This window comes from Mesorhizobium sp. 8 (assembly GCF_006351905.1).
GTDB classification, from domain to species: domain Bacteria; phylum Pseudomonadota; class Alphaproteobacteria; order Rhizobiales; family Rhizobiaceae; genus Mesorhizobium; species Mesorhizobium composti.
This window is the reverse complement of sequence record NZ_CP040914.1, coordinates 4,588,002-4,608,119: the sequence shown is the minus strand read 5'-3', so window position 1 is coordinate 4,608,119 and position 20,118 is coordinate 4,588,002. Positions and strand designations below refer to the sequence as shown.

21 protein-coding genes and 1 pseudogene are annotated in these 20,118 nt (G+C 66.0%); 9 read left to right on the top strand and 13 right to left on the bottom strand.

All coding sequences use genetic code 11. From position 1 onward, the window contains the following. Positions 1-134: 134 nt before the first annotated feature. Entirely contained in the window at positions 135-386 is a 252-nt protein-coding gene (locus FGU64_RS22235; RefSeq protein ID WP_136359226.1) for a DUF1344 domain-containing protein, read from the top strand. Positions 387-409: 23 nt separating this feature from the next. Here the strand turns inward: FGU64_RS22235 and FGU64_RS22230 are convergent, their stop codons facing one another. The 4 genes from FGU64_RS22230 to FGU64_RS22215 form a co-directional block, all read right to left on the bottom strand. Continuing rightward, positions 410-997, bottom strand: coding sequence for a histidine phosphatase family protein (locus FGU64_RS22230; protein WP_139955066.1), 588 nt, complete (start codon positions 995-997; stop codon positions 410-412). 54 nt (positions 998-1,051) lie between these two features. Next, positions 1,052-1,870: an enoyl-ACP reductase FabI gene (gene fabI, locus FGU64_RS22225; RefSeq protein ID WP_139955065.1), complete on the bottom strand. Its 819-nt coding sequence runs from the start codon at positions 1,868-1,870 to the stop codon at positions 1,052-1,054. 260 nt (positions 1,871-2,130) lie between these two features. Next, a complete protein-coding gene (locus tag FGU64_RS22220) occupies positions 2,131-3,078 on the bottom strand; it encodes a J domain-containing protein (protein WP_139955064.1) in 948 nt (315 codons plus the stop codon). 93 nt (positions 3,079-3,171) lie between these two features. Next, a complete protein-coding gene (locus tag FGU64_RS22215; protein ID WP_230978810.1) occupies positions 3,172-3,561 on the bottom strand; it encodes an RT0821/Lpp0805 family surface protein in 390 nt (129 codons plus the stop codon). A gap of 154 nt (positions 3,562-3,715) precedes the next feature. Here FGU64_RS22215 and pdxH point away from each other — a divergent pair, with 154 nt between their 5' ends. Continuing rightward, complete coding sequence (pdxH, locus tag FGU64_RS22210) at positions 3,716-4,333, top strand: pyridoxamine 5'-phosphate oxidase (RefSeq protein ID WP_139955063.1); 618 nt, start codon at positions 3,716-3,718, stop codon at positions 4,331-4,333. Here the strand turns inward: pdxH and FGU64_RS22205 are convergent. Genes FGU64_RS22205 through FGU64_RS22195 form a run of 3 tightly spaced genes read right to left on the bottom strand, consistent with a single transcriptional unit; the run spans position 4,324 to position 7,306 of the window. Further along, on the bottom strand, positions 4,324-4,755 hold the full coding sequence (locus tag FGU64_RS22205; protein ID WP_139955062.1) for an NUDIX hydrolase: 432 nt from the start codon (positions 4,753-4,755) through the stop codon (positions 4,324-4,326). The two genes, pdxH and FGU64_RS22205, sit on opposite strands and share 10 nt — an antisense overlap. A gap of 5 nt (positions 4,756-4,760) precedes the next feature. Further along, on the bottom strand, positions 4,761-5,510 hold the full coding sequence (locus tag FGU64_RS22200) for a crotonase/enoyl-CoA hydratase family protein (protein WP_139955061.1): 750 nt from the start codon (positions 5,508-5,510) through the stop codon (positions 4,761-4,763). A 17-nt stretch (positions 5,511-5,527) separates the two neighbouring features. Continuing rightward, positions 5,528-7,306, bottom strand: coding sequence for an acyl-CoA dehydrogenase (locus FGU64_RS22195; RefSeq protein WP_139955060.1), 1,779 nt, complete (start codon positions 7,304-7,306; stop codon positions 5,528-5,530). A 152-nt stretch (positions 7,307-7,458) separates the two neighbouring features. Here FGU64_RS22195 and FGU64_RS22190 point away from each other — a divergent pair, with 152 nt between their 5' ends. Together FGU64_RS22190 and FGU64_RS22185 are read left to right on the top strand one after the other, a co-directional pair. Next, positions 7,459-7,695 carry a hypothetical protein gene (locus FGU64_RS22190; protein ID WP_136359240.1) on the top strand — a complete coding sequence of 79 codons (237 nt, stop codon included), beginning with the start codon at positions 7,459-7,461 and terminating at the stop codon, positions 7,693-7,695. 90 nt (positions 7,696-7,785) lie between these two features. Continuing rightward, positions 7,786-8,607 (top strand): annotated as a pseudogene (locus FGU64_RS22185) (GH25 family lysozyme); the annotation flags it as partial. Positions 8,608-8,926: 319 nt separating this feature from the next. Here the strand turns inward: FGU64_RS22185 and purD are convergent. Then, positions 8,927-10,201 carry a phosphoribosylamine--glycine ligase gene (gene purD, locus FGU64_RS22180; RefSeq protein WP_139955059.1) on the bottom strand — a complete coding sequence of 425 codons (1,275 nt, stop codon included), beginning with the start codon at positions 10,199-10,201 and terminating at the stop codon, positions 8,927-8,929. A 136-nt stretch (positions 10,202-10,337) separates the two neighbouring features. Between purD and ubiA the strand changes: the two genes are divergently transcribed. After that, positions 10,338-11,321: a 4-hydroxybenzoate octaprenyltransferase gene (gene ubiA / locus FGU64_RS22175; RefSeq protein WP_139955515.1), complete on the top strand. Its 984-nt coding sequence runs from the start codon at positions 10,338-10,340 to the stop codon at positions 11,319-11,321. 32 nt (positions 11,322-11,353) lie between these two features. Here the strand turns inward: ubiA and FGU64_RS22170 are convergent, their stop codons facing one another. From FGU64_RS22170 to FGU64_RS22160, 3 genes are all read right to left on the bottom strand, one after another. Then, entirely contained in the window at positions 11,354-11,920 is a 567-nt protein-coding gene (locus tag FGU64_RS22170; RefSeq protein WP_139955058.1) for a DUF6101 family protein, read from the bottom strand. A gap of 181 nt (positions 11,921-12,101) precedes the next feature. Continuing rightward, positions 12,102-13,532, bottom strand: a complete 1,431-nt coding sequence (locus FGU64_RS22165) for an FAD-binding oxidoreductase (RefSeq protein WP_139955057.1) — start codon at positions 13,530-13,532, stop codon at positions 12,102-12,104. 10 nt (positions 13,533-13,542) lie between these two features. Next, positions 13,543-14,514, bottom strand: coding sequence for an L-threonylcarbamoyladenylate synthase (locus FGU64_RS22160; RefSeq protein WP_139955056.1), 972 nt, complete (start codon positions 14,512-14,514; stop codon positions 13,543-13,545). Positions 14,515-14,689: 175 nt separating this feature from the next. Here FGU64_RS22160 and FGU64_RS22155 point away from each other — a divergent pair, with 175 nt between their 5' ends. Continuing rightward, positions 14,690-15,064, top strand: a complete 375-nt coding sequence (locus FGU64_RS22155) for a hypothetical protein (protein ID WP_246671391.1) — start codon at positions 14,690-14,692, stop codon at positions 15,062-15,064. A 96-nt stretch (positions 15,065-15,160) separates the two neighbouring features. Beyond that, positions 15,161-15,544 carry a hypothetical protein gene (locus tag FGU64_RS22150; RefSeq protein WP_139955054.1) on the top strand — a complete coding sequence of 128 codons (384 nt, stop codon included), beginning with the start codon at positions 15,161-15,163 and terminating at the stop codon, positions 15,542-15,544. A 62-nt stretch (positions 15,545-15,606) separates the two neighbouring features. On the opposite strand, the gene glyS is transcribed toward FGU64_RS22150, so the two are convergent. Beyond that, a complete protein-coding gene (glyS, locus tag FGU64_RS22145) occupies positions 15,607-18,036 on the bottom strand; it encodes a glycine--tRNA ligase subunit beta (RefSeq protein ID WP_139955053.1) in 2,430 nt (809 codons plus the stop codon). A 188-nt stretch (positions 18,037-18,224) separates the two neighbouring features. Between glyS and FGU64_RS22140 the strand changes: the two genes are divergently transcribed. Further along, positions 18,225-18,449, top strand: coding sequence for a hypothetical protein (locus FGU64_RS22140; RefSeq protein ID WP_139955052.1), 225 nt, complete (start codon positions 18,225-18,227; stop codon positions 18,447-18,449). Positions 18,450-18,460: 11 nt separating this feature from the next. Here FGU64_RS22140 and FGU64_RS22135 read toward each other — a convergent pair whose 3' ends face one another. Continuing rightward, the gene (locus FGU64_RS22135; RefSeq protein ID WP_139955051.1) at positions 18,461-19,396 is read right to left on the bottom strand and encodes a glycine--tRNA ligase subunit alpha; all 936 of its coding nucleotides are present in this window, start codon (positions 19,394-19,396) and stop codon (positions 18,461-18,463) included. Positions 19,397-19,559: 163 nt separating this feature from the next. Here FGU64_RS22135 and FGU64_RS22130 point away from each other — a divergent pair, with 163 nt between their 5' ends. After that, positions 19,560-20,021 (top strand): GNAT family N-acetyltransferase, encoded by a 462-nt coding sequence (locus FGU64_RS22130; protein ID WP_139955050.1) that lies wholly within the window; start codon positions 19,560-19,562, stop codon positions 20,019-20,021. Positions 20,022-20,118 lie beyond the last annotated feature (97 nt).

Here is a 20,118-nt window from a genome sequence, read left to right as displayed (position 1 = left end):
GTATTGGAATCAAACATGCGTCAGAAAGCCGTTTTAGTTTTGACACAAAGGAATGGCTTCTGCTCTCCTCACCGTGCCGGAAAACAGGCCGTGCGCCGCTGGAGCGGGCGGCGCTGAAAAAGCGAGGTCAATCCATGCGTATCCTGTTTAGCGTCATTGCCGCAGCAACCCTGCTGGCCGCGGGCTCCGCCTTCGCGGGCCAGACCGAAGGCCTCATCAAGAAGGTCGACAAGGACGCCATGACGCTGACCCTCGACGACGGCAAGTCCTACAAGCTGAATGCCGAGATGGACGTCGATTCGCTGAAGCCCGGAATGGACGTGGTCATCGCCTACGACGTCACCGACGGCCAGAACGTCATCACCGACATGGAATTACCCGAATAGGGGAATTGCCCGGGTAGCGCCCTTCAAAGCCAGTCCAGCCTGCCGCCGCTCACGCGCAGGACCTGATCCTGCGGTATCTCGAGGGCGGCCGCTTCATCCTTCGACAAGCCGCCGGCAAGCCTGAACAGGGCGCGGATGACGCCGCCATGGGTGACGCAGACCGTGTCGCCGGCCAGTCCCTCGAAAAACGGGCGGACCCGCACCGACAGTTCCTCATAGCTTTCGGCGTCCGTGCCCGGCGGCACGAAATCCCATTTGTCGGCCTGCCGCTTGCGGTACGCTCCGGGATAGTCGGCCTCCAGCTCGGCAAAGGTAAAGCCTTGCCAGTCACCGAAGTTGATTTCCACAAGACGCGGGTCGGTCCGATAGGCCGCCGGGTCGAGTCCCATCGCCGAGCGGATCAATTCCATCGTGCGGCGCGTGCGCAGCATCGGGCTGGCGACGAAGTCGAACGCCGACGGATCGTCGATCAGGCCGGCCAGCCGGCGGCCGTTTGCGCTCGCCTGTCGCCGTCCGGTGGCGTTCAGGTCGGTGTCGGCCTGGCCCTGCAGCCGATATTCGGCGTTCCAGTCGGTCTGGCCGTGGCGCACGACATAGACAAGCGGAGGCATGGCGCAGGGCGTCTTCCCAAAGCTGGCCGATGATCGGTCGGGTGACTTGCCCGATCAGTCCTTGATGGTGGAGATATCGGGCGCGTCCACCGCCTTCATGCCGACGACATGGTAGCCGGAATCGACGTGATGAACCTCGCCGGTGACGCCGCGCGACAGGTCGGAGAGAAGATAGAGCCCCGAATCGCCGACTTCCTCGGGCGTGACGGTGCGCTTGAGCGGCGCGTTGTACTCGTTCCACTTCAGGATATAACGGAAGTCGCCGATGCCGGAGGCGGCCAGCGTCTTGATCGGCCCGGCCGAAATGGCGTTGACGCGGATGCCCCTGGCGCCGAGGTCGACGGCGAGGTAGCGCACGCTCGCCTCCAGCGCCGCCTTGGCGACGCCCATGACGTTGTAGTGCGGCATCACCTTTTCGGCGCCATAATAGGTCAGGGTCAGCAGCGAGCCGCCGTCCGTCATCAGCGGCTCGGCGCGCTTGGCGATGTCGGTGAAGGAGAAGACGGAAATCTCCATCGTGCGCTGGAAATTGGCGCGCGTCGTCTCGACGTAGCGGCCGTCCAGTTCCTCCTTGTCGGAAAAGGCGATGGCGTGGACGAGGAAGTCCAGCTTGCCGAAATGCGCCGACACGTCGGCGAAAACGGCATCAAGGCTGGCGGGATCGGTGACGTCGCAATGGCCGGAGACGTGCGCGCCGAGTTCCGCCGCCAGCGGCTCGACGCGCTTCTTGAACGCCTCGCCCTGATAGGTCAGCGCGATCTCCGCGCCCTGGTCGACGCAAGCCTTGGCGATGCCCCAGGCAATCGAGCGATTGTTGGCGACGCCGAGAATGAGGCCGCGCTTGCCGGCCATCAGGCCCTGTCCACCCGCCATTTAAGCGTTCTCCGCAAGGTTGTCTGCTTTGCGACAGCCTATCGCACAGGCACACCGTGCCTTCAAGCTTCAAACGGTTGAAGGGCCTTCAAGCTTCAAACGGTCGAAGGGCGACCAGAGCCCTTTTGAAAAACCGTCAGGCGGCGACGAAAACGGTGGCCGGCGAGCACCGGAGCGGAGCGTACATCAGGTACGTGAGCACCGGAGCGCAGTTGGCCGCCGTTTGCAGCCCCGCCTCACGGAATTTTTAAAAAGGGCCCTCAGCCTTCGCCGCGCAGCAGCTTCTCCAGCGCTTCGTCGCCATGCTCCGGCAGCATGATGCGGACATGGGCGTAGAGATCGCCGTGGCCGCCGGCCTTGAGCGGCAGGCCCCTGCCCTTGATGCGCAGCACCTTGTCGGAGCTCGACCAGGCCGGCACGTTGACCGCCACGCGGCCGGCCGGCGTCTCGACCGCCACCTTGGCGCCCAGCGCCGCATCCTTGAGCGGCACGGGAAGATCGGCGTGCAGGTCGCGGCCGTCCACCCGGTACCGGCCGTGCCGCGCCAAGCGCAGCGTCACCAGCGCGTCGCCCGGCTGGCCGCCGAAGGGCGACGCCTCGCCCTGCCCTTTCAGGCGGATCACCTGGCCGTCCTCGACATAGGCCGGCAGTTTAACTGCGATCTTGCGGCCGCCGGGGAACACCGCCGTCACCTTGGGCGCGGTGGCGGCTTCCTCGACGGTGATGTCCAGCGTCACATTGAGGTCGGCACCGCCAGGTGCTGCCTGCTGCCGGCGTCCGCCTGCCCCGGAATGCTGCTGCTTGAAGGCGTTTCCGAAAATCTGGCTGAAAATATCGTCGCCCCCATCGCCACCGAAGGGATTGCCGCCACCCGGGCCGCCGCTGCGGAATTCGAAATGGGCGCCGCCCGGTCCGCCTTGCTGGCGGCGGAAACCGGCGAACGGATCGCCGCCGCCGGGCGCGCCCTCGAAACCATGGAAACGCGGCTTACCGTCGGCATCGATCTCGCCACGGTCGAAAGCCGCGCGCGCCTTCTCGTCGCCGAGGATCTCATAGGCCGTGTTGGCCGCGGCAAAGCGATCCTTGGCCTTGGGATCGTCCGGGTTCTGGTCCGGATGATACTTCTTGGCCAGCTTGCGATAAGCCGATTTTATATCCTTGGCCGAAGCGTTCTTCGCAACGCCCAGCACCTCGTAAGGGTCGCGCATGCCTGTGTCTGCACCGTGGGTTCAAAAGTCCTTCCCTATATGCGCCCGCATAGGAAGAAATTCCAGTGCCGCCAGCCGGCGGGACGGACGAAATCAAAGCGCCTTGAACGTTTCGAGGCGCCAGGCGCCCTGGCCGGCGAGACAGGCTTCCCCCTCGAACATGGCCACACCATCGAAGCTTTCGCGCGAACCGGTGAAGCTGCGGCACAGGCGGCCGTCCCGCCTCGCTTCGGTCAACCGGGTGATCGTGCCGCGCGCACCGGTGTCGGCATTGGCCCAGGCGATCTCCTTGCCGGCGACTTCCTCGACATCGGCTGAGGAAACAGCGTTGCGGATGGTGACCTGGTCCGCCTCGATGCCGCCCGATCCGGAGGCCTGATCGGCACTCACACTATTGGTTATCAGGGAGCGGTCCACGTCGGCCTTCTCGAGGCTGAAGCCACCGACGCCGCAGCCGGCCAAGGCAAGGACACCCGCCGCCACGGCAATCCCGCGGCAACAGGCCGAAACGAAAAATGCGGCTGGTCCGTTGTGTGGATCGTCGGGAAGCGGTTTCAATGCTGTCGGGTCATGATCGGGCTTGCGCGATGCGCGGCGATCGGCACCCCCCAATGCCGAACCGGAACTTTATGAAACTATGAACGAAACCGAGTTAACAAGCAGTGACTTCACCGAGCGAAGCGAGCCTTACAAGCTGTTCACCGAATGGCTGCAGGACGCCACCGGCTCCGAGCCGAACGATCCGAACGCGGTCGCGCTTGCGAGCGTCGACGCGGACGGCCTGCCGGACGTGCGCATGGTGCTGCTGAAAGGGTTCGACGAGCGCGGTTTCGTCTTCTACACCAATTTCGAGAGCGCCAAGGGCCGCGAGATTCTCGGTTCGATGAAGGCGGCCATGTGTTTCCACTGGAAATCGCTGCGCCGGCAGGTACGCGTGCGCGGGCCGGTGGAAGTGGTCAGCGACGCCGAGGCCGACGCCTACTATGCCACCCGCCCGCGCGGCAGCCGCATCGGCGCCTGGGCCTCGAAGCAATCGCGTCCGCTGGAAAGCCGCTTCGCGCTGGAAAAGGCGGTCGCCGAATACACCGCCCGCTACGCCATCGGCGACATCCCGCGGCCCAAGCACTGGTCCGGCTTCCGCATCCTGCCGCAGACGATCGAATTCTGGCACAACGGGGCATTCCGGTTGCATGACCGGATCGTGTTCTCACGCAATCGCGATGGAGGCTGGGGGAAGACGCGGCTTTATCCGTGAAGGCTGTGGTGTGACCTCAAGCTCGAGGTGAGTTCGCGATAGGAATCATCGACAAGATTGGGAATGGCGGCGATTTCCTCTGGAAGAAACCATCTCAGGTCCGAGTGCTCGTCGCATATATTGCGCGGTTCGCCGCCTTCCCATGACGTCACCAGATAGATGTGGTGCAAGCCTTCGCCGTTGAGGTCAGGGCGCCGCTCCGGGAAACGGGCGAGCCACCGAAACGAGGTTGGGGTCACGCCTGTTTCTTCCTGAACTTCCCGGACCATCGCCTCTTCGGGCGTTTCTCCCGCCTCCACACGACCGCCGACAACATCCCAATGATCTGGCCATGCGGGTTTCCAGGAAGCGCGCAGGCCGAGAAGAAAGCGGCCTTCGTCGTCCATCATCAAGGCACCAGCCGTCACAACCGGTTTCGCCATTCGGCTCACTTCTTCCTGTTCATGAAAGCGACGAAAGCGGCGCGCGCCTCGTCCGATTGCAGGCGCTCGCGGAACCGCTCCGCTTCCTCTCCGATGCGGGCCACCAGGTCCTCGCGCGAGCCGCGCAACAGGTCGCGGGCGATCTTCAGCGCCTGAGGCGGCTTGGTGGCGACGGTTTCGGCGGCGGTGAGCGTGGCCGCTTCCAGTTCGTCCTCCGGCACGACGGCGTGGATCAAACCGGCCGCTTTCGCATCCGCTGCCGGCAGGCCTTCGCCCAGCCCCAGCATGGCAAAGGCCGCCTGACGGCCAAGGATCTGCGGCACCAGCAGGCTGGACCCCGCCTCCGGCACCAGCCCGAGATCGACGAAGGGCGTGCGGAAGACGGTGCGCGGCGTGGCGAAAGTCAGGTCGCAATGCAGGTTGAGCGTGGTGCCGATGCCGACCGCGATGCCGTCGACGCCCGACACCATCGGTTTTTGCGATTTGGCAAGCGTCATCAGAAAATCCCAGACCTCGTTGCCGCCCTCTCCGCCGGTCGCCACCGCGAGGAAATCGGCGAGGTCGTTGCCGGCGCTGAACATGCCGGGCAGGCCGAGGAAGACATGCACGCGCACGGCCGGATCGGCGTCGCCTTCGGTGAGCGCGGCCGCCATCGCGGCGTACATGGCGCGCGTCAGCGCGTTCTTCTTGTCCGGACGGTTCATGCGAATAACTTGAACCGCGCCGTGGCGCTCGATGAGGATATGGTCGGTCATGCTGTTTCCCGTCGCGATCAGGCCGAGATGAGCGATTGGCCTGCGGCTGCAAGGCTCGCCGCGCCGCCCAGCACGCTATCGGCCAGCGACCGCGTTTCCCCCAGCAGGTTTTCGGCGAAGAAGCGGCAGAGCGCGGTGCGCACGCCGGTCTCGTCGGCCAGCGCGCCTTGTGCGACATAGGCACCGCCGGCGGCCAGCGAAATCAGCCTCAGATATGGCGTCGCCCCTGCCAGCGCCTCATCCTGCCGGCCTTCGGCGGTTGCGGACTGCAGGAAGCGCGTCGCCTCGGAAACGGCATCCAGCGCATCGTCCAGCCGCTCGGCGGTACGGCCGAAGCCGTCGCGATTGGAGTTGCGCACTGCATCGGCAACGGCTTTCAACTCGGCAATGTAGCCATGGACGTGCTCGCCGCCTTCCAGTGGCAGTTTGCGGGCGACAAGATCGATCGCCTGGATGCCGTTGGTGCCTTCGTAGATCGGCGCGATGCGGGCGTCGCGCAGATAGGCGGCCGCGCCCGTCTCCTCGATGAAGCCCATGCCGCCGTGCACCTGTACGCCGAGCGAGGCGACATCGACGCCGACATCGGTGGAAAACGCCTTGGCGAGCGGCGTGAGAAGATTGGCACGGGCTTGCCAATGGCCGCGCTCGGCTTCGGTGGCGGCAAGCCGGCCCATGTCGATGGCGTGGGCGCAGTTGTAGGCGATGGAGCGAGCCGCCTGCGTCAGCGCCTTCATGGTCAGGAGATTGCGCTGCACGTCCGGATGATGGACGATCGGCGCCATGCCCGGCCCGTCGTAGCCGGCGGCCTTGCCCTGCCGGCGCTCATTGGCATAGGCGATGGCCTTCTGGGTGGCGGCCTCGGCTACGGCGACGCCCTGCATGCCGACGGCAAGGCGGGCATTGTTCATCATGGTGAACATGCAGGCCAGCCCCTTGTTTTCCTCGCCGATCAGCCAGCCGACGGCGCCGGGCGTCTGGCCCCCAAAACCGTCGCCGTAGATCATGGTGCAGGTGGGCGAGGCATGGATGCCGAGCTTATGCTCAATGCCGGAGCAGAACACGTCATTGCGGGCGCCCGGTGCGCCGTCGTCGCCAACCATGAACTTCGGCACCAGAAACAGCGAGATGCCGCGCGTGCCTGCCGGCGCATCCGGCAACCGAGCCAGAACCAGATGCACAATGTTGTCGGTGAAATCGTGCTCGCCGTAGGTGATGAAGATCTTCTGGCCGAAGATGCGGTAGGTGCCGCCCTCAGCCCGCTCGGCACGGGCGCGCAACGCCGCGAGATCGGAGCCGGCCTGCGGCTCCGTCAGGTTCATGGTGGCCATCCACTCGCCCGACACGAGTTTGGCCAGATATTTGTCCTTGAGCGGCTGCGAGGCGTGCTTGTCCAGCGCCTCAATGGCGCCCATCGTCAGCGTCGGGCCGATGCCGAAGGCCATCGAGGCCGAGTTCCACATTTCCAGCACCGCCATGGCGACGCTGGTCGGCAACGCCTGGCCGCCGAATTCCTCCGGTCCGGACAGGCCGTTCCAGCCACCCTCGACCCAGCGCCGATAGAGATCGCGCCAGCCGGGCGGCATGGTGACTTCCGCATCCTTCAACACGGCGCCGACCTCGTCGCCCACCTTATAGAGCGGCGCCACTTCCTCGCCGGCGAAACGGCCAGCCTCCGACAGGATCGCATCAACCAGATCCTCGCCGAGATCGCCGAGCAGGCCGGCATCGATGGCCGGCTTCAGCCCTGCCACCTGCTTGAGCGTGAAGGCGATGTCATCGAGCGGTGCCTTGTACATGCCTTCCTCCTCAAGCGGCGGCTGCCGGCGCGGCTCACCATAGATCGCGCCCGGCGCCAAAACCACTTTCTTTTTACGTAAACGTCAAACTTTGTCACGCGGATTTTGCAATCCGCCCGAGCGCGGTAGATAAGGATCGAAAGGAGCGCGCCATGCTTGCCAGACCGGAAACCCGCCGCTGCGTCGAATGCGGCCTCGCCTATGGAACCGATGCTTTCGGTTACCACGAAGGGCGCATCGAGAACGGGCCGGCCTACTGGTCCGATCGCGGAATCCTGTGCTCGCCGGCCTGTTCGCTCGCCCACTACCGGCGCCGCAAGGCGGAGGGCACGCTGCCGACCACGCCCGCACCCGATCCTTTCGAGTTCGACCCGGCCTTTCGCCGCTAGCCGCATCGCAAGCGTTCGTTAACCATATCGCGCGCAGCATCCACCGATATTCAGCGGGGGTGCGGATTGAACGGGCTCGCCCGACAGTTTTTGCGCATTGCGACGGCGGCGTTCTGCGGCGCCGTCGTCCTTGGGCGACCTGCCGTAGCCTCCGACTTCTCCGAGCCATGGAAGAACCCCGACCGCGCGCTGGTCGTTGACGCCTATGAGTACAATTCCATCGACTGGGCAGTACTTGCCGACGACAAGCGCATCGTCGCCTTCATCAACAAGGCGTCCGACGGCCTGCCGCCGCCCTATTCATGCTCGGGCGACGACACCCAGGTCCGGCTCTGCAAGGCGCTGTGGAAACGCCATGCCGTCACGCGCGAACTGTTCCAGACGCGGCGTACCGTCGCCAAGGCGCTCGGGCTGAAATGGGGCGCCTATCATCTCGCCCGCCCTGGCAATCCGGTCGAGCAGGCGGACAATTTCATCGACTTCGCTGATCCCGCCCCCGACGACCTTTTGGCGCTCGACATCGAGGACAACGATCCCGCGCAATGGATGTCGCTGGAGGACGCGGAAGAGTTCGTGCGGCAGGTGCATCGCCGCGTCGGCCGCTTCCCGCTGCTCTACACCAGCGATTCCACCGCCCGCCACATCGCCGACAACCGCGGTCGCTACCGGCTGCTGTCGCGCCTGCCCTTGTGGTACGCGCGCTACAAGCCGGAAATCGGCCTGCATTTCCCCAAGGGCCATTGGGAGAGCTACGCGCTGTGGCAGTTCTCCTCGCACAGCAATTGCGGCCGCATCCGCTGCCCCTATCGTGTCGCAGGCACGCCGGACGACATCGACGTCAACGTGGCCGCCATGAGCGCGGTGGAGCTCAGGTCGGCATGGCCGTTTGGCGGCCTGCTCGACGTGCCGCCCGACACTCTGCTCAGCGTGCCGATCCCGGTCTCGCGCGAGGATGGTCTGAAGGGCAACGTGACAATCGCCTATGCCGACGTCGCACCGCTGCCGACGCCGGGCGAACTCTCCGCCGCACTCATCAAGGGATGGAGTGGGTTTGTCGCCGGCTTCCACATGCCGGCGAACCGGCCATCGCCCTACGCCAACGGCATGGCTGAATATGCGGCTGCGAAACAGGACGAACGGCGGATCGTCCCCATCGCGGAAGCCTCCCAGGCAGGCATAGACCCGGTCGTGACGGGAACGATCGTGCCCGCCCGCCCGGTACGGAAGCCGGTCAGTGCCGCTCCCGCTCCACGGCGCGCCAGCCTATGTCGCGGCGGCAAAAGCCCTGCGGCCAGTCGATGCGATCGACCGCGTCATAAGCCTTCTTCTGCGCATCGGAAACGGAAGCGCCGATAGCCGTCACATTGAGCACGCGCCCACCGTTCGCCACCAGCGCGCCGGCATTAATGGCCGTGCCGGCATGAAAAACCTCGACGCCGTCGGGCGTGGCCTCGTCCAGGCCGCGAATGACGGAGCCCTTTTCCGGCGTGCCCGGATAGCCGTTCGCGGCCATCACCACCGTCAGCGCAGCCTCGTCCCGCCAGCGCACCGAGGTGTGGGCAAGCTGGCCGTCGGCGGCGGCGTTCAGCAACACCAGCAGGTCGTCCTTCAGCCGCATCATCAGAACCTGGCATTCAGGATCGCCGAAGCGGACGTTGTATTCGATAAGCTTCGGCCCGTCGGCGGTGATCATCAGGCCGGCGAACAGCACGCCGGAAAACGGCGTTCCTCGCGCCGCCATGCCGCGCATGGTCGGCTCGACAATCTCGCGCATGGTGCGCTCGACCATGTCCGGCGTCATCACCGGCGCCGGTGAATAGGCGCCCATGCCGCCGGTGTTGGGCCCTGTATCGCCCTCGCCGACGCGCTTATGGTCCTGCGCGGTGCCGAAGGGCAGCGCGGTGACGCCGTCGCACAGGCAGAAGAAGCTCGCCTCCTCGCCGACCAGCATCTCCTCGACCACCACTTCGGCGCCGGCACCGCCGAACGTGCCCTCGAAACAGGCCTCCAGCGCGGAAAACGCCTCGTCCAGCGTCGTCGCCACCGTAACGCCCTTGCCGGCGGCCAGTCCGTCGGCCTTGACGACGATCGGCGCGCCGACCTTTTCGACATAGGCTTTGGCCGCCGCCAGTGTGTCGAAGCGGCCATAGGCGGCGGTCGGTATGCCGAACTCGGCGCAGAAATCCTTGGTGAAGCCCTTCGAGCCTTCGAGCTGGGCCGCTGCCTTCGATGGGCCGAAAACGCGGATGCCCTGCGCGCGCAGGTCGTCTGCCAGGCCTGCAACCAGCGGCGCTTCCGGCCCGACGACGACGAGGTCGATGCCCTTTTCGCGGCAGAAGCCGGCGATGGCCCCATGATCAGCGACATCCAGGGCTGCCAGTTCCGCCACTCGCGCGATACCGGGGTTGCCGGGCGCGGCGTAGAGCGTCGTCAGCAGCGGCGATGCGGCGATCTTCCAGGCCAGCGCATGTTCGCGCCCGCCGGAGCCGAGAAGAAGAACGTTCATGCCCAGTCACCTCCGGCCGATATCGGGATTGGCATTGCGGTAGGTCGCCCCGCATCGAGGGTCAAGCGCAGGATCACCTTATCAAGGACAAATCGCCGGCTTGACGCCTTCCCCTTCCCCTGCCACTCCATCGACCATGGAAACAATCCAGTCGAAAGCAGCCCAGGGGCGGGTCGCAGACGCGCCGAGTGGGCATTGGGTGTACCGCATCCTGCCGCGCGGCCTGTGGCCCTATGCGCAACTCGCTCGCTGGGACCGGCCGATCGGCTGGCAACTGCTGTTGTGGCCGTGCTGGTGGTCGGCGGCGCTGGCGGCGTCTGCCTATGCAAGGCCGGATGACAGCCTCGTTTCGCTGCTGCCCCAACTCTCGACGCTGCTGCTGTTCCTGATCGGCGCCGTCGCCATGCGCGGCGCCGGATGCACCTATAACGATCTGGTCGACGAGGGCATCGACAACCAGGTCGAGCGTACGCGCTCGCGTCCGCTGCCTTCCGGCCAGGTCAGCCGCCGGCAGGCCTGGGCGTTCCTTGTCCTGCAAGCGCTCGCCGGCCTCGTCGTGCTGGTGCAGTTCAACAGCTTCGCCATCCTGCTCGGCCTTTGCTCGCTCGTGGTGGTGGCGATCTACCCGTTCATGAAGCGAATCACCGACTGGCCGCAATTCGTTCTGGGGCTTGCGTTTTCCTGGGGCGCGCTGATGGGCTGGGCGGCCGAGTTCGGCGATCTCGACGGTCCTGCCGTCCTGCTCTACGCAGGGTCGATCCTGTGGACGATCGGCTACGACACGATCTACGCCCACCAGGACAAGGAGGACGACGCCATCGTCGGCGTGCGCTCCACCGCGCGCCTGTTCGGCGCCAACACCAAACCCTGGCTTGTCGGGCTCTATGGCGGGGCGCTGCTGTGCTTCGCGCTGGCTTTCGCTTCCGCGCAGGCGCCCGTCGTGGCACTGGCGGGGCTTATCGCGGCCGGCGCCCACATGACGCGCCAGATCACCACGCTCGACATCGACAATCCCGACCAGTGCCTGCGGCTTTTCAAGTCGAACAATGTCGTCGGCTGGCTGATCTTCGCCGGCCTGATCGGCGCCGCCCTGTGGGTGACGCTGAAGCCGATGATCTGAGAATGATCCCTCCCTCGAAGGGAGGGAACGGGTCATGCCCGGGCGATGATCTCCTCGCCGCCGATGACCAGCCTGAGCCCGAGGTCGCCGGTGCGGCGGCGGGCGAGGAAGCGCGGCCGGCGCTGCGTGGAGATGCGGCCCTTGCGGCGCGCCTTGGGCGGCGCGGTCTTGACGACGGTGCCGAGCGACTCTTCCAGCGTGCGGGCGACACCATCGGCCTCGATCAGCAGCATCGGCAACCGATAGGCATCGGCCCAGGCGCGCCAGTCGGCGGCGATATCGTCGAGATCGTCTGCGACCAGCAGCGGCACCGACAACGCCGCGTCGTCGTGCAGCAGTTCCAGCGTCACCGTGACGGCACCCATGTCATCCTCGATGGCGCGCGCGGCAACGCCGCGGAAAACGTGTGCAGGCAGGGCGATGATGGCCGGCAGCCCGCTTCTTTCCAACGTGCGGCGGATGACGGCGCCGCGATGGTCGATGGTGACGGTGACGTCGCCCACATCGTCGCGCGTGGCGTAGCTGACCGCCTGCGGCAGGCGAAAGGGGTCCAGCCGCATGTTGCGGCCGGCCCAGACTGGCTTCAGTCCGGTGTTCATCGAAAAGCCTTCCTGTCTCTCCTGAGAGCCGGTTTCCCGGTTCCCCCTGCGGGCCGGTTATTCCGGCCTCTGTGCGAAGGAAGGTAGCGCGGGGCTGCTATCGCCCCGCTTAAGAAAGTCGGTTAAATTTTGCTGATCCGCCGCATGGTTATCCAAATGCAACCGGCGAAGCGCGGCACCGTCAGATGACCTTGCCGGGGTTCATGATGCCGGCCGGATCAAAAGCGGCCTTGACGCGCCGCATCAGGTCGATCGCCATCGGCGGGGCGGTGGCGATCAGTTCGTCGCGCTTCAACTGGCCGATGCCGTGCTCGGCCGAAATCGAACCGCCGAGCGAGCGCACGACATCGTGGACGGCCCTGTTCATCGGCCGGTAGAGAGCCAGGAAGGCTTCGTCGTCGCCGTCCTCGGGCCGCGAGATGTTGTAGTGCAGGTTGCCGTCGCCCATGTGGCCGAAGCAGACGACGCGCGCGCCGGAACTGACCGAGCGAACCGCAGCCTCGCCCCTTTCGATGAAAGTCGGGATCGCCGCCACCGGCACGGATATATCGTGCTTGATGGAGGCGCCTTCCTTCTTCTGCGTCTCCGGCAGGACTTCGCGGAAATTCCAGAAGGCGTCGCGTTGGCTCAGGCTGGCGGCGATCACCGCATCTCCTGCCGTGCCATCTTCCAGCATGGCGGTAAGGATATCCTCCATCAGGCCCCGCGCGTCCTCTGCCGAGCGGCCGGACGAGATCTCCATCAGCACGTACCAGGGCCAGTCTTCAGCCAGCGGCCGCACCATGCCCGGCGCGTGGCGCAAGGTGAAATCGTAGGGCCGGCGGGCGATCAGTTCGAAGGCGGTGAGCGCGGAGCCGGCACGGCCGGTCGCGGCCAGGAACAGCGCCAGCGCCGCCTCAGGCGAACCCAGGCCGACGAACGCCACTTCCCGCCCCTTCGGCTTCGGGAACAGCTTCATGACGGCGGCGGTGATGACGCCCAGCGTGCCCTCGGCGCCGACGAACAGGTTCTTCAGGTCGTAACCGGTGTTGTCCTTCTTCAACTTGCGCAGGTCGTCGAAAACCTCGCCGGTCGGCAGCACCACCTCGACGCCGAGACAGAGTTCGCGCGCATTGCCATAGGCCAGCACGCCGGTGCCGCCGGCATTGGAGGAAAGATTGCCGCCGATCTGGCACGAGCCCTGGGCTGCCAGCGACAGTGGAAACAGCCGGTCGGCGGCGTCGGCCGCGTCCTGCAAGGTTTGCAGGATGACGCCGGCTTCGACGGTTGCCGTGTTCGACTGCACGTCGAGCTCGCGGATGCGGTTCAGCCGCGACAGGGAAAGCACGACCTGCCGGCCCGAGGCGTCCGGCACCTGCGCGCCGACAAGGCCGGTGTTGCCGCTTTGCGGAACGATGGGCGTGCCCGTCTCGCTGGCCAGCCGCATGATGCGGCTCACCTCCTCCACGCTGCCGGGCCTGAGCACCAAGGGCGTCGCGCCGTGCCACAGGCCGCGCCGCTCGGTGAGGTACGGCCCGATCTCGGCCTGATCGGTCAATGCATAGCGATCGCCGATGATGGCCGCGAAGCGGGCGATAAGGGCGGGATCGATGGCGCGGGCAACAGTTTCCATGGCGCGGAAACTATGTCGGCGGCAGCGGCTTGTCACGCGGCGCGGCGGCACGGGCGAGCCGATCGTTGATCGCCTCCCCCAGTCCTTCCCTGGGCACCGGCTCGACGGCGATGACAGGTGCGCCGCTTCGGTCCAGTTCGGCCATGAAGCCGAACAGGTTGGCCGCCGCCTCGCGCAGCTCGCCGGCCGGTGACAGGTTCTTCACCGCTACTGCGGCCCCGGCGTCCCGAACCCGCCTCGGCCCGAAAGCCAGCAGCGCCTCGCCCGGCCGCACCGCATCGGCATCCAGGCGCATGGCGGCATTCGGCGCGTAGTGCGACGCCAGCATTCCGGGCGATTGAACCCCCTTTGCGCCGCGTTCCAGCCTGGTGCCGGCGACGGCTTCGATCTCATCTGCGGCGATGCCACCCGGCCTCAACAGCAGCAGGCGACCGCCATCGACCTTGACGATGGTCGATTCCAACCCGACCGGGGTTTTCCCTCCGTCGACAACCAGCGGAATCCGGCTGCCGAGATCCGCTTCGACCGCGGCGGCGTAGGTGGCGCTGATCCTGCCGGAAGAATTGGCGCTGGGGGCGGCCAGTGGCCGGCCGAGCCCGGCGATCAGGCCATGCGCGAAGCCGCGCGGCATGCGCAGCGCGATGGTGTCCAGCCCGGCCGTGACCAATGGATGGATGCCGGCGCCTGCCCGCAAGGGCAGGACCAGCGTCAGCGGTCCCGGCCAGAAACGCCCGGCCAACTGGCGAGACAGCGGGTCGAACACGCCGATGCGTTCGGCCATGGCCAGATCCGCGACATGGGCGATCAGCGGGTTGAAGCGCGGCCGGCCCTTGGCCTCGAAAATGCGCGCCACCGCCGCGCCGTTGGTGGCGTCGCCGGCCAGCCCGTAGACCGTTTCGGTCGGAATGGCGACCACCTCGCCGGCAGCGAGCAGCGTCGTTGCCCGGTCGAGTGCGGCGCCCGCTAAAATCACCTCAGCCATGTGAACCTCTTTGCGCGAGGTGCCTATACCCGCGCTTGCCGGCCAGCAAGACCGGCGCGGCAAATCGGCGATCTTTAAAATGCGAAGTTCTCGTACAAGTCGGCATCAATCCGTGCCTGCTATGGTGGCCGCCATGCTTCGGGCAACGGGGTCCATCATGCGCGGTACACTCTTGGTGCTTTCCTTCGCGGCGACGTGCTTCGGCGCGCAGGCTTCCCCCATCGTCACGCTCGGCGGCACGCCGGAAGCCACGCCGTCCATCGTTTCGCTCGGCGAGCCCGCTGTGGCGGTCAGCGACGACAAAGTCGCTGCCATTCCGGCACCGCAGGTGCCTGAATCTTCCGAGCCCGTGCTTGCACCCATGGTGATGCGTGGTGGTATCACCGGCGGCGCGTCGGCCGATCCGCTTCCGGTCCGTTCGGAACCGGCAGAAACCGGCGCGAAGCCGGGCGTCCAGACGGACAACCGCTCCGCTCCTTCGGTCGGCCAAAGCTCGCAGGCCGAAATCCCGGAACCGGTCAGCAACGGGCCGCGGCGCAAACCGATCTGACGGCAGCAGCGGCACATAGATCCGCCGCAATTTCGTCATCGAGCCTCAGCAAGAATGCCCCGGCATTCACGCCCAAAGGGCATTCAGGGGGTAATCATGAAAAGACTTGCAGCGGCGACCGCCGTCGGGTTTCTCGTCGCCGGTTTCACGGCCACGGCCAAGGCCGATGAGTTTCTGGGCAGCTACGTCGCCCGCATCTCCGACGAGGACCACTTCGCCAGCGACGGCTACAGGCTGGATGGCGCCGCGCAAATGGTGCGGCAGGACCGCGCCAACTATCACAAGTTCCACCGCCGCGACCGCGATGACGAGCGCGACGCCTGGTTCCGCGGCAACGACGACAGGGCACGGCTGGAACGGATGCTGCAAAGGCCCGGCGCCATGAGCGGCAGCACAAGGAACGCCATCGTCAGGGGCGAGCCGCTGATCCAGGTGGACGTCTATACGCGCTCCGTGCGGGTGACCGTGCTGGAGCGCTGAGGTCCCGCCTCATCGAGGCGTTCGCCACGCAGAAAGCCGGGCGCCTGGCTTCTCGTCCGTTGTTATCCGGCGATCTTGGAGAAATCGGCGACCTGACCGGTCGCCGCCCGGATGCGTTCGAGCAGCGCCAGGCGGTTGGCGCGCACGGCCTGATCCTCGTCGTTCACGAGAACTTTCTCGAAGAATGAATCAACGGGTTCGCGCAACACGCTGAGAGCCAGCATGGCGGCGGAAAAGTCTTCCTTTTGAATCGCTTCGCCGGCGTGGCTCTCAGCCTGATTCACCGCCGCAAAAAGCTTCTTCTCGGCATCCTCGCGCAGAAGCGACGGGGCGACGGCCACCGCAACGGCCGTGCCCTTCTTCTCCTCGGCGGCGAGGATGTTGGCGGCGCGCTTGGTGCCGGCGAGCAGGTTGCTGCCGTCCTCGGTGTCGAGGAATTTTCCGAGCGCCTCGACGCGGCGCACGATGGTGAGCAGGTCGTCGGACTGCGGCGTGATGACGGCATCGATCAGGTCGTGCCGCGCGCCCTGGTCGCGAAGATAGACCTTCAGGCGATCATGGAAGAAGGAGAGGAGGTCGCCGGTCAGCGGCCCGGCCTTCTCGGCCGCTTCAGCGCGGATACGCTGTTCATATCCGCCCACGGCATTGTCCAGGTCCTCCTCGCCGTCGACGTCGCCGGACTTCTGCGCGTCGAGCTTCCCCTGGAAAGCGTCGAGCTGCTTTTCGATGCGCGGCTCGTCGTGCCAGGCCAGAGCCGAGGCGAAAAGTTTCGTCAATTCGAGCTTGTTGCTGCCGGCAAGCGCAAGGCGAATGACGCCCAACGCCGCCCTGCGCAACGCATAGGGGTCCTTGCTGCCCGTCGGTTTCTCGTCGATCGCCCAGAAGCCGACGAGCGTGTCCAGCTTGTCGGCCAACGCCACGGCGATCGACACCGGATCGCTCGGCACGCGGTCGGACGGACCTTGCGGCTTGTAATGCTCTTCGAGAGCCGCCGCCACGGACGGATTTTCGCCTTGCAGCAAAGCGTATTTGCGCCCCATAGCGCCTTGCAACTCGGGAAATTCGCCCACCACTTCGGTCTGCAGGTCGGCCTTGGCCAACGTCGCCGCGCGGGCGGCGAGAGCCGCATCCGCACCGACGACGGGCGCCAACTCGCGCGCCAACCGGCGGATACGCTCCACCCGTTCACCCTGCGTGCCCAGCTTGGCATGGAAGGTGACGTTCAAATGATCGAGACGGGCCATGCGCTGGTCGAGCGGCTTGCCCAAGTCCAGATCGAACTTTTCGGCCGATGCCTTCAGCGCGCCGAGGTCCGGCAGGTCCGACTGGTCGGTCTTCCAGAAATAGAGCGCGTCCGACAGGCGCGCGCGCACCACCTTGCCGTTGCCGCGCGCGATCTCGGCACCGCCGTCGCTGGCCTCGATGTTCGCCGTGACGAGGAAACGATTGGAGAGGGCCATACCATCCCCCTCCCCCTTGAGGGGAGGGGTTAGGGGTGGGGGTTCACCAGCGCCGGCACTCGACAAAGTGCCCCCACCCGCACCTTCGGCGCGACCTCCCCTCAAGGGGGAGGTTGGGGAGCAGACGAAGCATTTCTGGTTGGCGCGGATGGTCAGCCGGATGACCTCTGCCGGAATGCCGAGGAAATCCTTCTCAAATTCGCCCATCAGCACGACCGGCCATTCGACCAGTCCGGAAACCTCCTCCAGCAGCCCCTCGTCCTCGACGAGGTCGAGGCCGTTGGCGAAAGCAAGGTTCCTGGCATCGGCCAGGATGCTTTCCTTCCGCCGCTCGGCGTCGACGACCACCTTCGCCGCCTCGAGCTTCGCCGCGTAGTCATCGAAGCGCTTGACCGTGATGGCCCCCGGCGCATGGAAGCGATGGCCGTAGGTGACGTTGCCGGAGCGGATGCCGTCGATCTCGAAATCGACCACGACCGGTTCCTCCGTCTCCGGCCCGAAGGTGCAGACGATGGATTGCAGTGGCCTGACCCAGCGCAGCGCCTCGCCGCCGCGCCCCTCGACACCGCCGTAGGAACGGCCCTTCGGCCCGGAGGCAGCACCCCAGCGCATCGATTTCGGCCAGGGGAAGGCGCGGATGACCGCGGGCACCAGTTCGGCGATGATCTCGTCGGCCGCACGGCCCGCCTTGACGATGTGGGCGACGTAGAAATCGCCCTTCTTCGGGTCCGACTGGATCTGGGCATCGGTAATCGAAGCCAGCCCGGCCTTGCGCAGAAAACCCTGGATAGCCTGCTCGGGCGCCTTCGTCGATGGACCCTTGATCTCGTCGCGCACATCCTTCGAGCGCGCGGTCAGGCCGCGAACGTCCAGCACCAGCCGGCGCGGCGTCCAGTATTCGCGGGCGGCCTCATAGGTCAGGCCGGCGTCGACCAGACCGTCGGTGATCATCTTCTTCAGATCGCCGGCAGCCTTCCTCTGCATGCGCGCGGGGATTTCCTCGGAGCGGAGTTCAAGAAGAAGGTCGGGCATGGTGGGCTCTTGGCGAAGGACTGTCGCGGCGCGGCATAGCAACTCAGCTTGCCGCTGTCACCCTTGCGGGTCGGAATGACAAAAATTTCGCAGGCCTGTCGGCTCCGGTCCGGCCCGCGCGTCCTAGGGGCACAACGCACATCGACAGGAACGACGCACTGAAGCGGCGACGCTCAGGCAGGAAGCTAGTGGGCAAGACGACCATGAAGACCGCCTCCTCACTTCTCCAGACCATCGCTCTCGGCGCCCTGCTTGCAGCCCAGGTGCATGGCGCCATCACCATGCCGGGCGTGCGCCAGGCACTGCGCATCATCGGCACCCAGACGTCGCCCGTCTTCTGCAATTCAGGCAATCAGGCGGCTGCGGTTCGCCATTCCGGCATGGACTGGGCAGCACTCGAACCCTGCCCGTGAACCCTTTGAAATTACGCTGCGAAACCGCCCGCCTCGGTCAGCAGGAACGCCTCGCCGCAGGCCTTGGCGAGGTTGCGCACGCGCAGGATGTAGCTCTGCCGTTCCGTCACGGAGATGACGCCGCGCGCATCGAGCAGGTTGAAGCAGTGCGAGGCCTTGATGCACTGGTCGTAGGCCGGCAGCACCATGCGGTGCGCACCGCCGTCCTTCGGCGCGCCGGCCGCCAGCAGCGCCAGGCATTCCTTTTCGGCGTCCTCGAAATGGCGGAACAGCCGCGCCGTGTCGGCATATTCGAAGTTGTGACGCGAATATTCCTGCTCGGCCTGCAGGAAGACGTCGCCATAGGTGACCTTGTCGGCGCCCTCGCGACCGTTGAAGTTCAGGTCGTAGACGTTGTCGACACCCTGCACATACATGGCCAGCCGCTCCAGCCCGTAGGTCAGTTCGCCCGCAACCGGGGCGCATTCGATGCCGCAGACCTGCTGAAAATAGGTGAACTGCGACACTTCCATGCCGTCGCACCAGCATTCCCAGCCGAGCCCCCAGGCGCCGAGAGTCGGGCTTTCCCAGTCGTCCTCGACGAAGCGGATATCGTGCAGAAGCGGGTCGACGCCGATCGCCTCCAGCGAACCGAGATAGAGTTCCTGCAGGTTCGGCGGGTTCGGCTTCAGGATCACCTGATACTGATAATAGTGCTGCAGGCGGTTGGGGTTCTCGCCGTAGCGTCCGTCCTTGGGCCGGCGCGACGGCTGTACGTAGGCGGCGTTCCACGCCTTCGGCCCAAGCGCCCTCAGCGTCGTGGCCGGATGGAAGGTGCCGGCGCCGACTTCCATGTCGTAGGGCTGGAGTACGACGCAACCGTAATTCGCCCAGTAGTCGTGCAGCGTCAGGATCAGCCCCTGGAACGAGCGGCTGGGGTGCATGTGGGCTGGCAATTCGGCGGTCACGGAAACGGCCTCGGCGGCAATGACAGGATGCGGCCTTCCCTAGAGGGGACACCTTGAGGCGTCAAGCAAAGCATCCACGCACACCTTTTGACACCGGCTGGCACATTGCCGCCTCTCGAATCGCCGGTTAGGGCCAGGGCGGCTCTCCACTGGAAAACGCCTGATGTCCGACCGTCCCGTCATCCGCCCGGTCTCGCAGACCGACTTCGAGGACTGGCTGCCGCTATGGGACGGCTATAACGCCTTCTACGGCCGCGCCGGCGACACCCGGCTGCCGGACGAGATCACGCGGACGACCTGGACACGCTTCTTCGACGCCTACGAGCCCGTCCATGCGCTGGTGGCGGAAAAGGACGGCAGGTTGGTCGGCCTCGTGCACTACCTCTTCCATCGCAGCACCATATCGATCGCGCCGAACTGCTATCTGCAGGACCTGTTCACCGACGAGACGACGCGCGGCCAAGGCGTAGGCCGTGCCCTGATCGAAGCCGTCTACGAACGGGCCTCGGCTGCCGGTGCGCCGCGCGTCTACTGGCTCACGCACGAAACCAACGACACGGCGCAGGCGCTCTACAACAAGGTCGCCGATCATTCCGGCTTCGTTGTCTATCGGAAGATGTTCTGAGGCGAGGACGGCTGGCCGTGCCGGGGACAAGTGCCCGCGGAGCCGGTGCGATGTAAGCGCCGGCGCTTGCAGGTTGCCGCCCTACGCGGAGCGGCGC

What these genes read in the sequence shown, in the direction of transcription:
- pdxH (WP_139955063.1), top strand. Translation starts at nt 3,716, where the DNA reads ATGAACGAAACCGAGTTAACAAGCAGTGACTTCACCGAGCGAAGCGAG.
- ubiA (WP_139955515.1), top strand. Translation starts at nt 10,338, where the DNA reads ATGGAAACAATCCAGTCGAAAGCAGCCCAGGGGCGGGTCGCAGACGCG.
- FGU64_RS22200 (WP_139955061.1), bottom strand. Translation starts at nt 5,510, where the DNA reads ATGACCGACCATATCCTCATCGAGCGCCACGGCGCGGTTCAAGTTATT.
- glyS (WP_139955053.1), bottom strand. Translation starts at nt 18,036, where the DNA reads ATGCCCGACCTTCTTCTTGAACTCCGCTCCGAGGAAATCCCCGCGCGC.
- FGU64_RS22190 (WP_136359240.1), top strand. Translation starts at nt 7,459, where the DNA reads ATGCTTGCCAGACCGGAAACCCGCCGCTGCGTCGAATGCGGCCTCGCC.
- FGU64_RS22150 (WP_139955054.1), top strand. Translation starts at nt 15,161, where the DNA reads ATGAAAAGACTTGCAGCGGCGACCGCCGTCGGGTTTCTCGTCGCCGGT.
- fabI (WP_139955065.1), bottom strand. Translation starts at nt 1,870, where the DNA reads ATGGCGGGTGGACAGGGCCTGATGGCCGGCAAGCGCGGCCTCATTCTC.
- FGU64_RS22165 (WP_139955057.1), bottom strand. Translation starts at nt 13,532, where the DNA reads ATGGAAACTGTTGCCCGCGCCATCGATCCCGCCCTTATCGCCCGCTTC.
- purD (WP_139955059.1), bottom strand. Translation starts at nt 10,201, where the DNA reads ATGAACGTTCTTCTTCTCGGCTCCGGCGGGCGCGAACATGCGCTGGCC.
- FGU64_RS22205 (WP_139955062.1), bottom strand. Translation starts at nt 4,755, where the DNA reads ATGGCGAAACCGGTTGTGACGGCTGGTGCCTTGATGATGGACGACGAA.
- FGU64_RS22235 (WP_136359226.1), top strand. Translation starts at nt 135, where the DNA reads ATGCGTATCCTGTTTAGCGTCATTGCCGCAGCAACCCTGCTGGCCGCG.
- FGU64_RS22170 (WP_139955058.1), bottom strand. Translation starts at nt 11,920, where the DNA reads ATGAACACCGGACTGAAGCCAGTCTGGGCCGGCCGCAACATGCGGCTG.
- FGU64_RS22220 (WP_139955064.1), bottom strand. Translation starts at nt 3,078, where the DNA reads ATGCGCGACCCTTACGAGGTGCTGGGCGTTGCGAAGAACGCTTCGGCC.
- FGU64_RS22160 (WP_139955056.1), bottom strand. Translation starts at nt 14,514, where the DNA reads ATGGCTGAGGTGATTTTAGCGGGCGCCGCACTCGACCGGGCAACGACG.
- FGU64_RS22230 (WP_139955066.1), bottom strand. Translation starts at nt 997, where the DNA reads ATGCCTCCGCTTGTCTATGTCGTGCGCCACGGCCAGACCGACTGGAAC.
- FGU64_RS22130 (WP_139955050.1), top strand. Translation starts at nt 19,560, where the DNA reads ATGTCCGACCGTCCCGTCATCCGCCCGGTCTCGCAGACCGACTTCGAG.
- FGU64_RS22195 (WP_139955060.1), bottom strand. Translation starts at nt 7,306, where the DNA reads ATGTACAAGGCACCGCTCGATGACATCGCCTTCACGCTCAAGCAGGTG.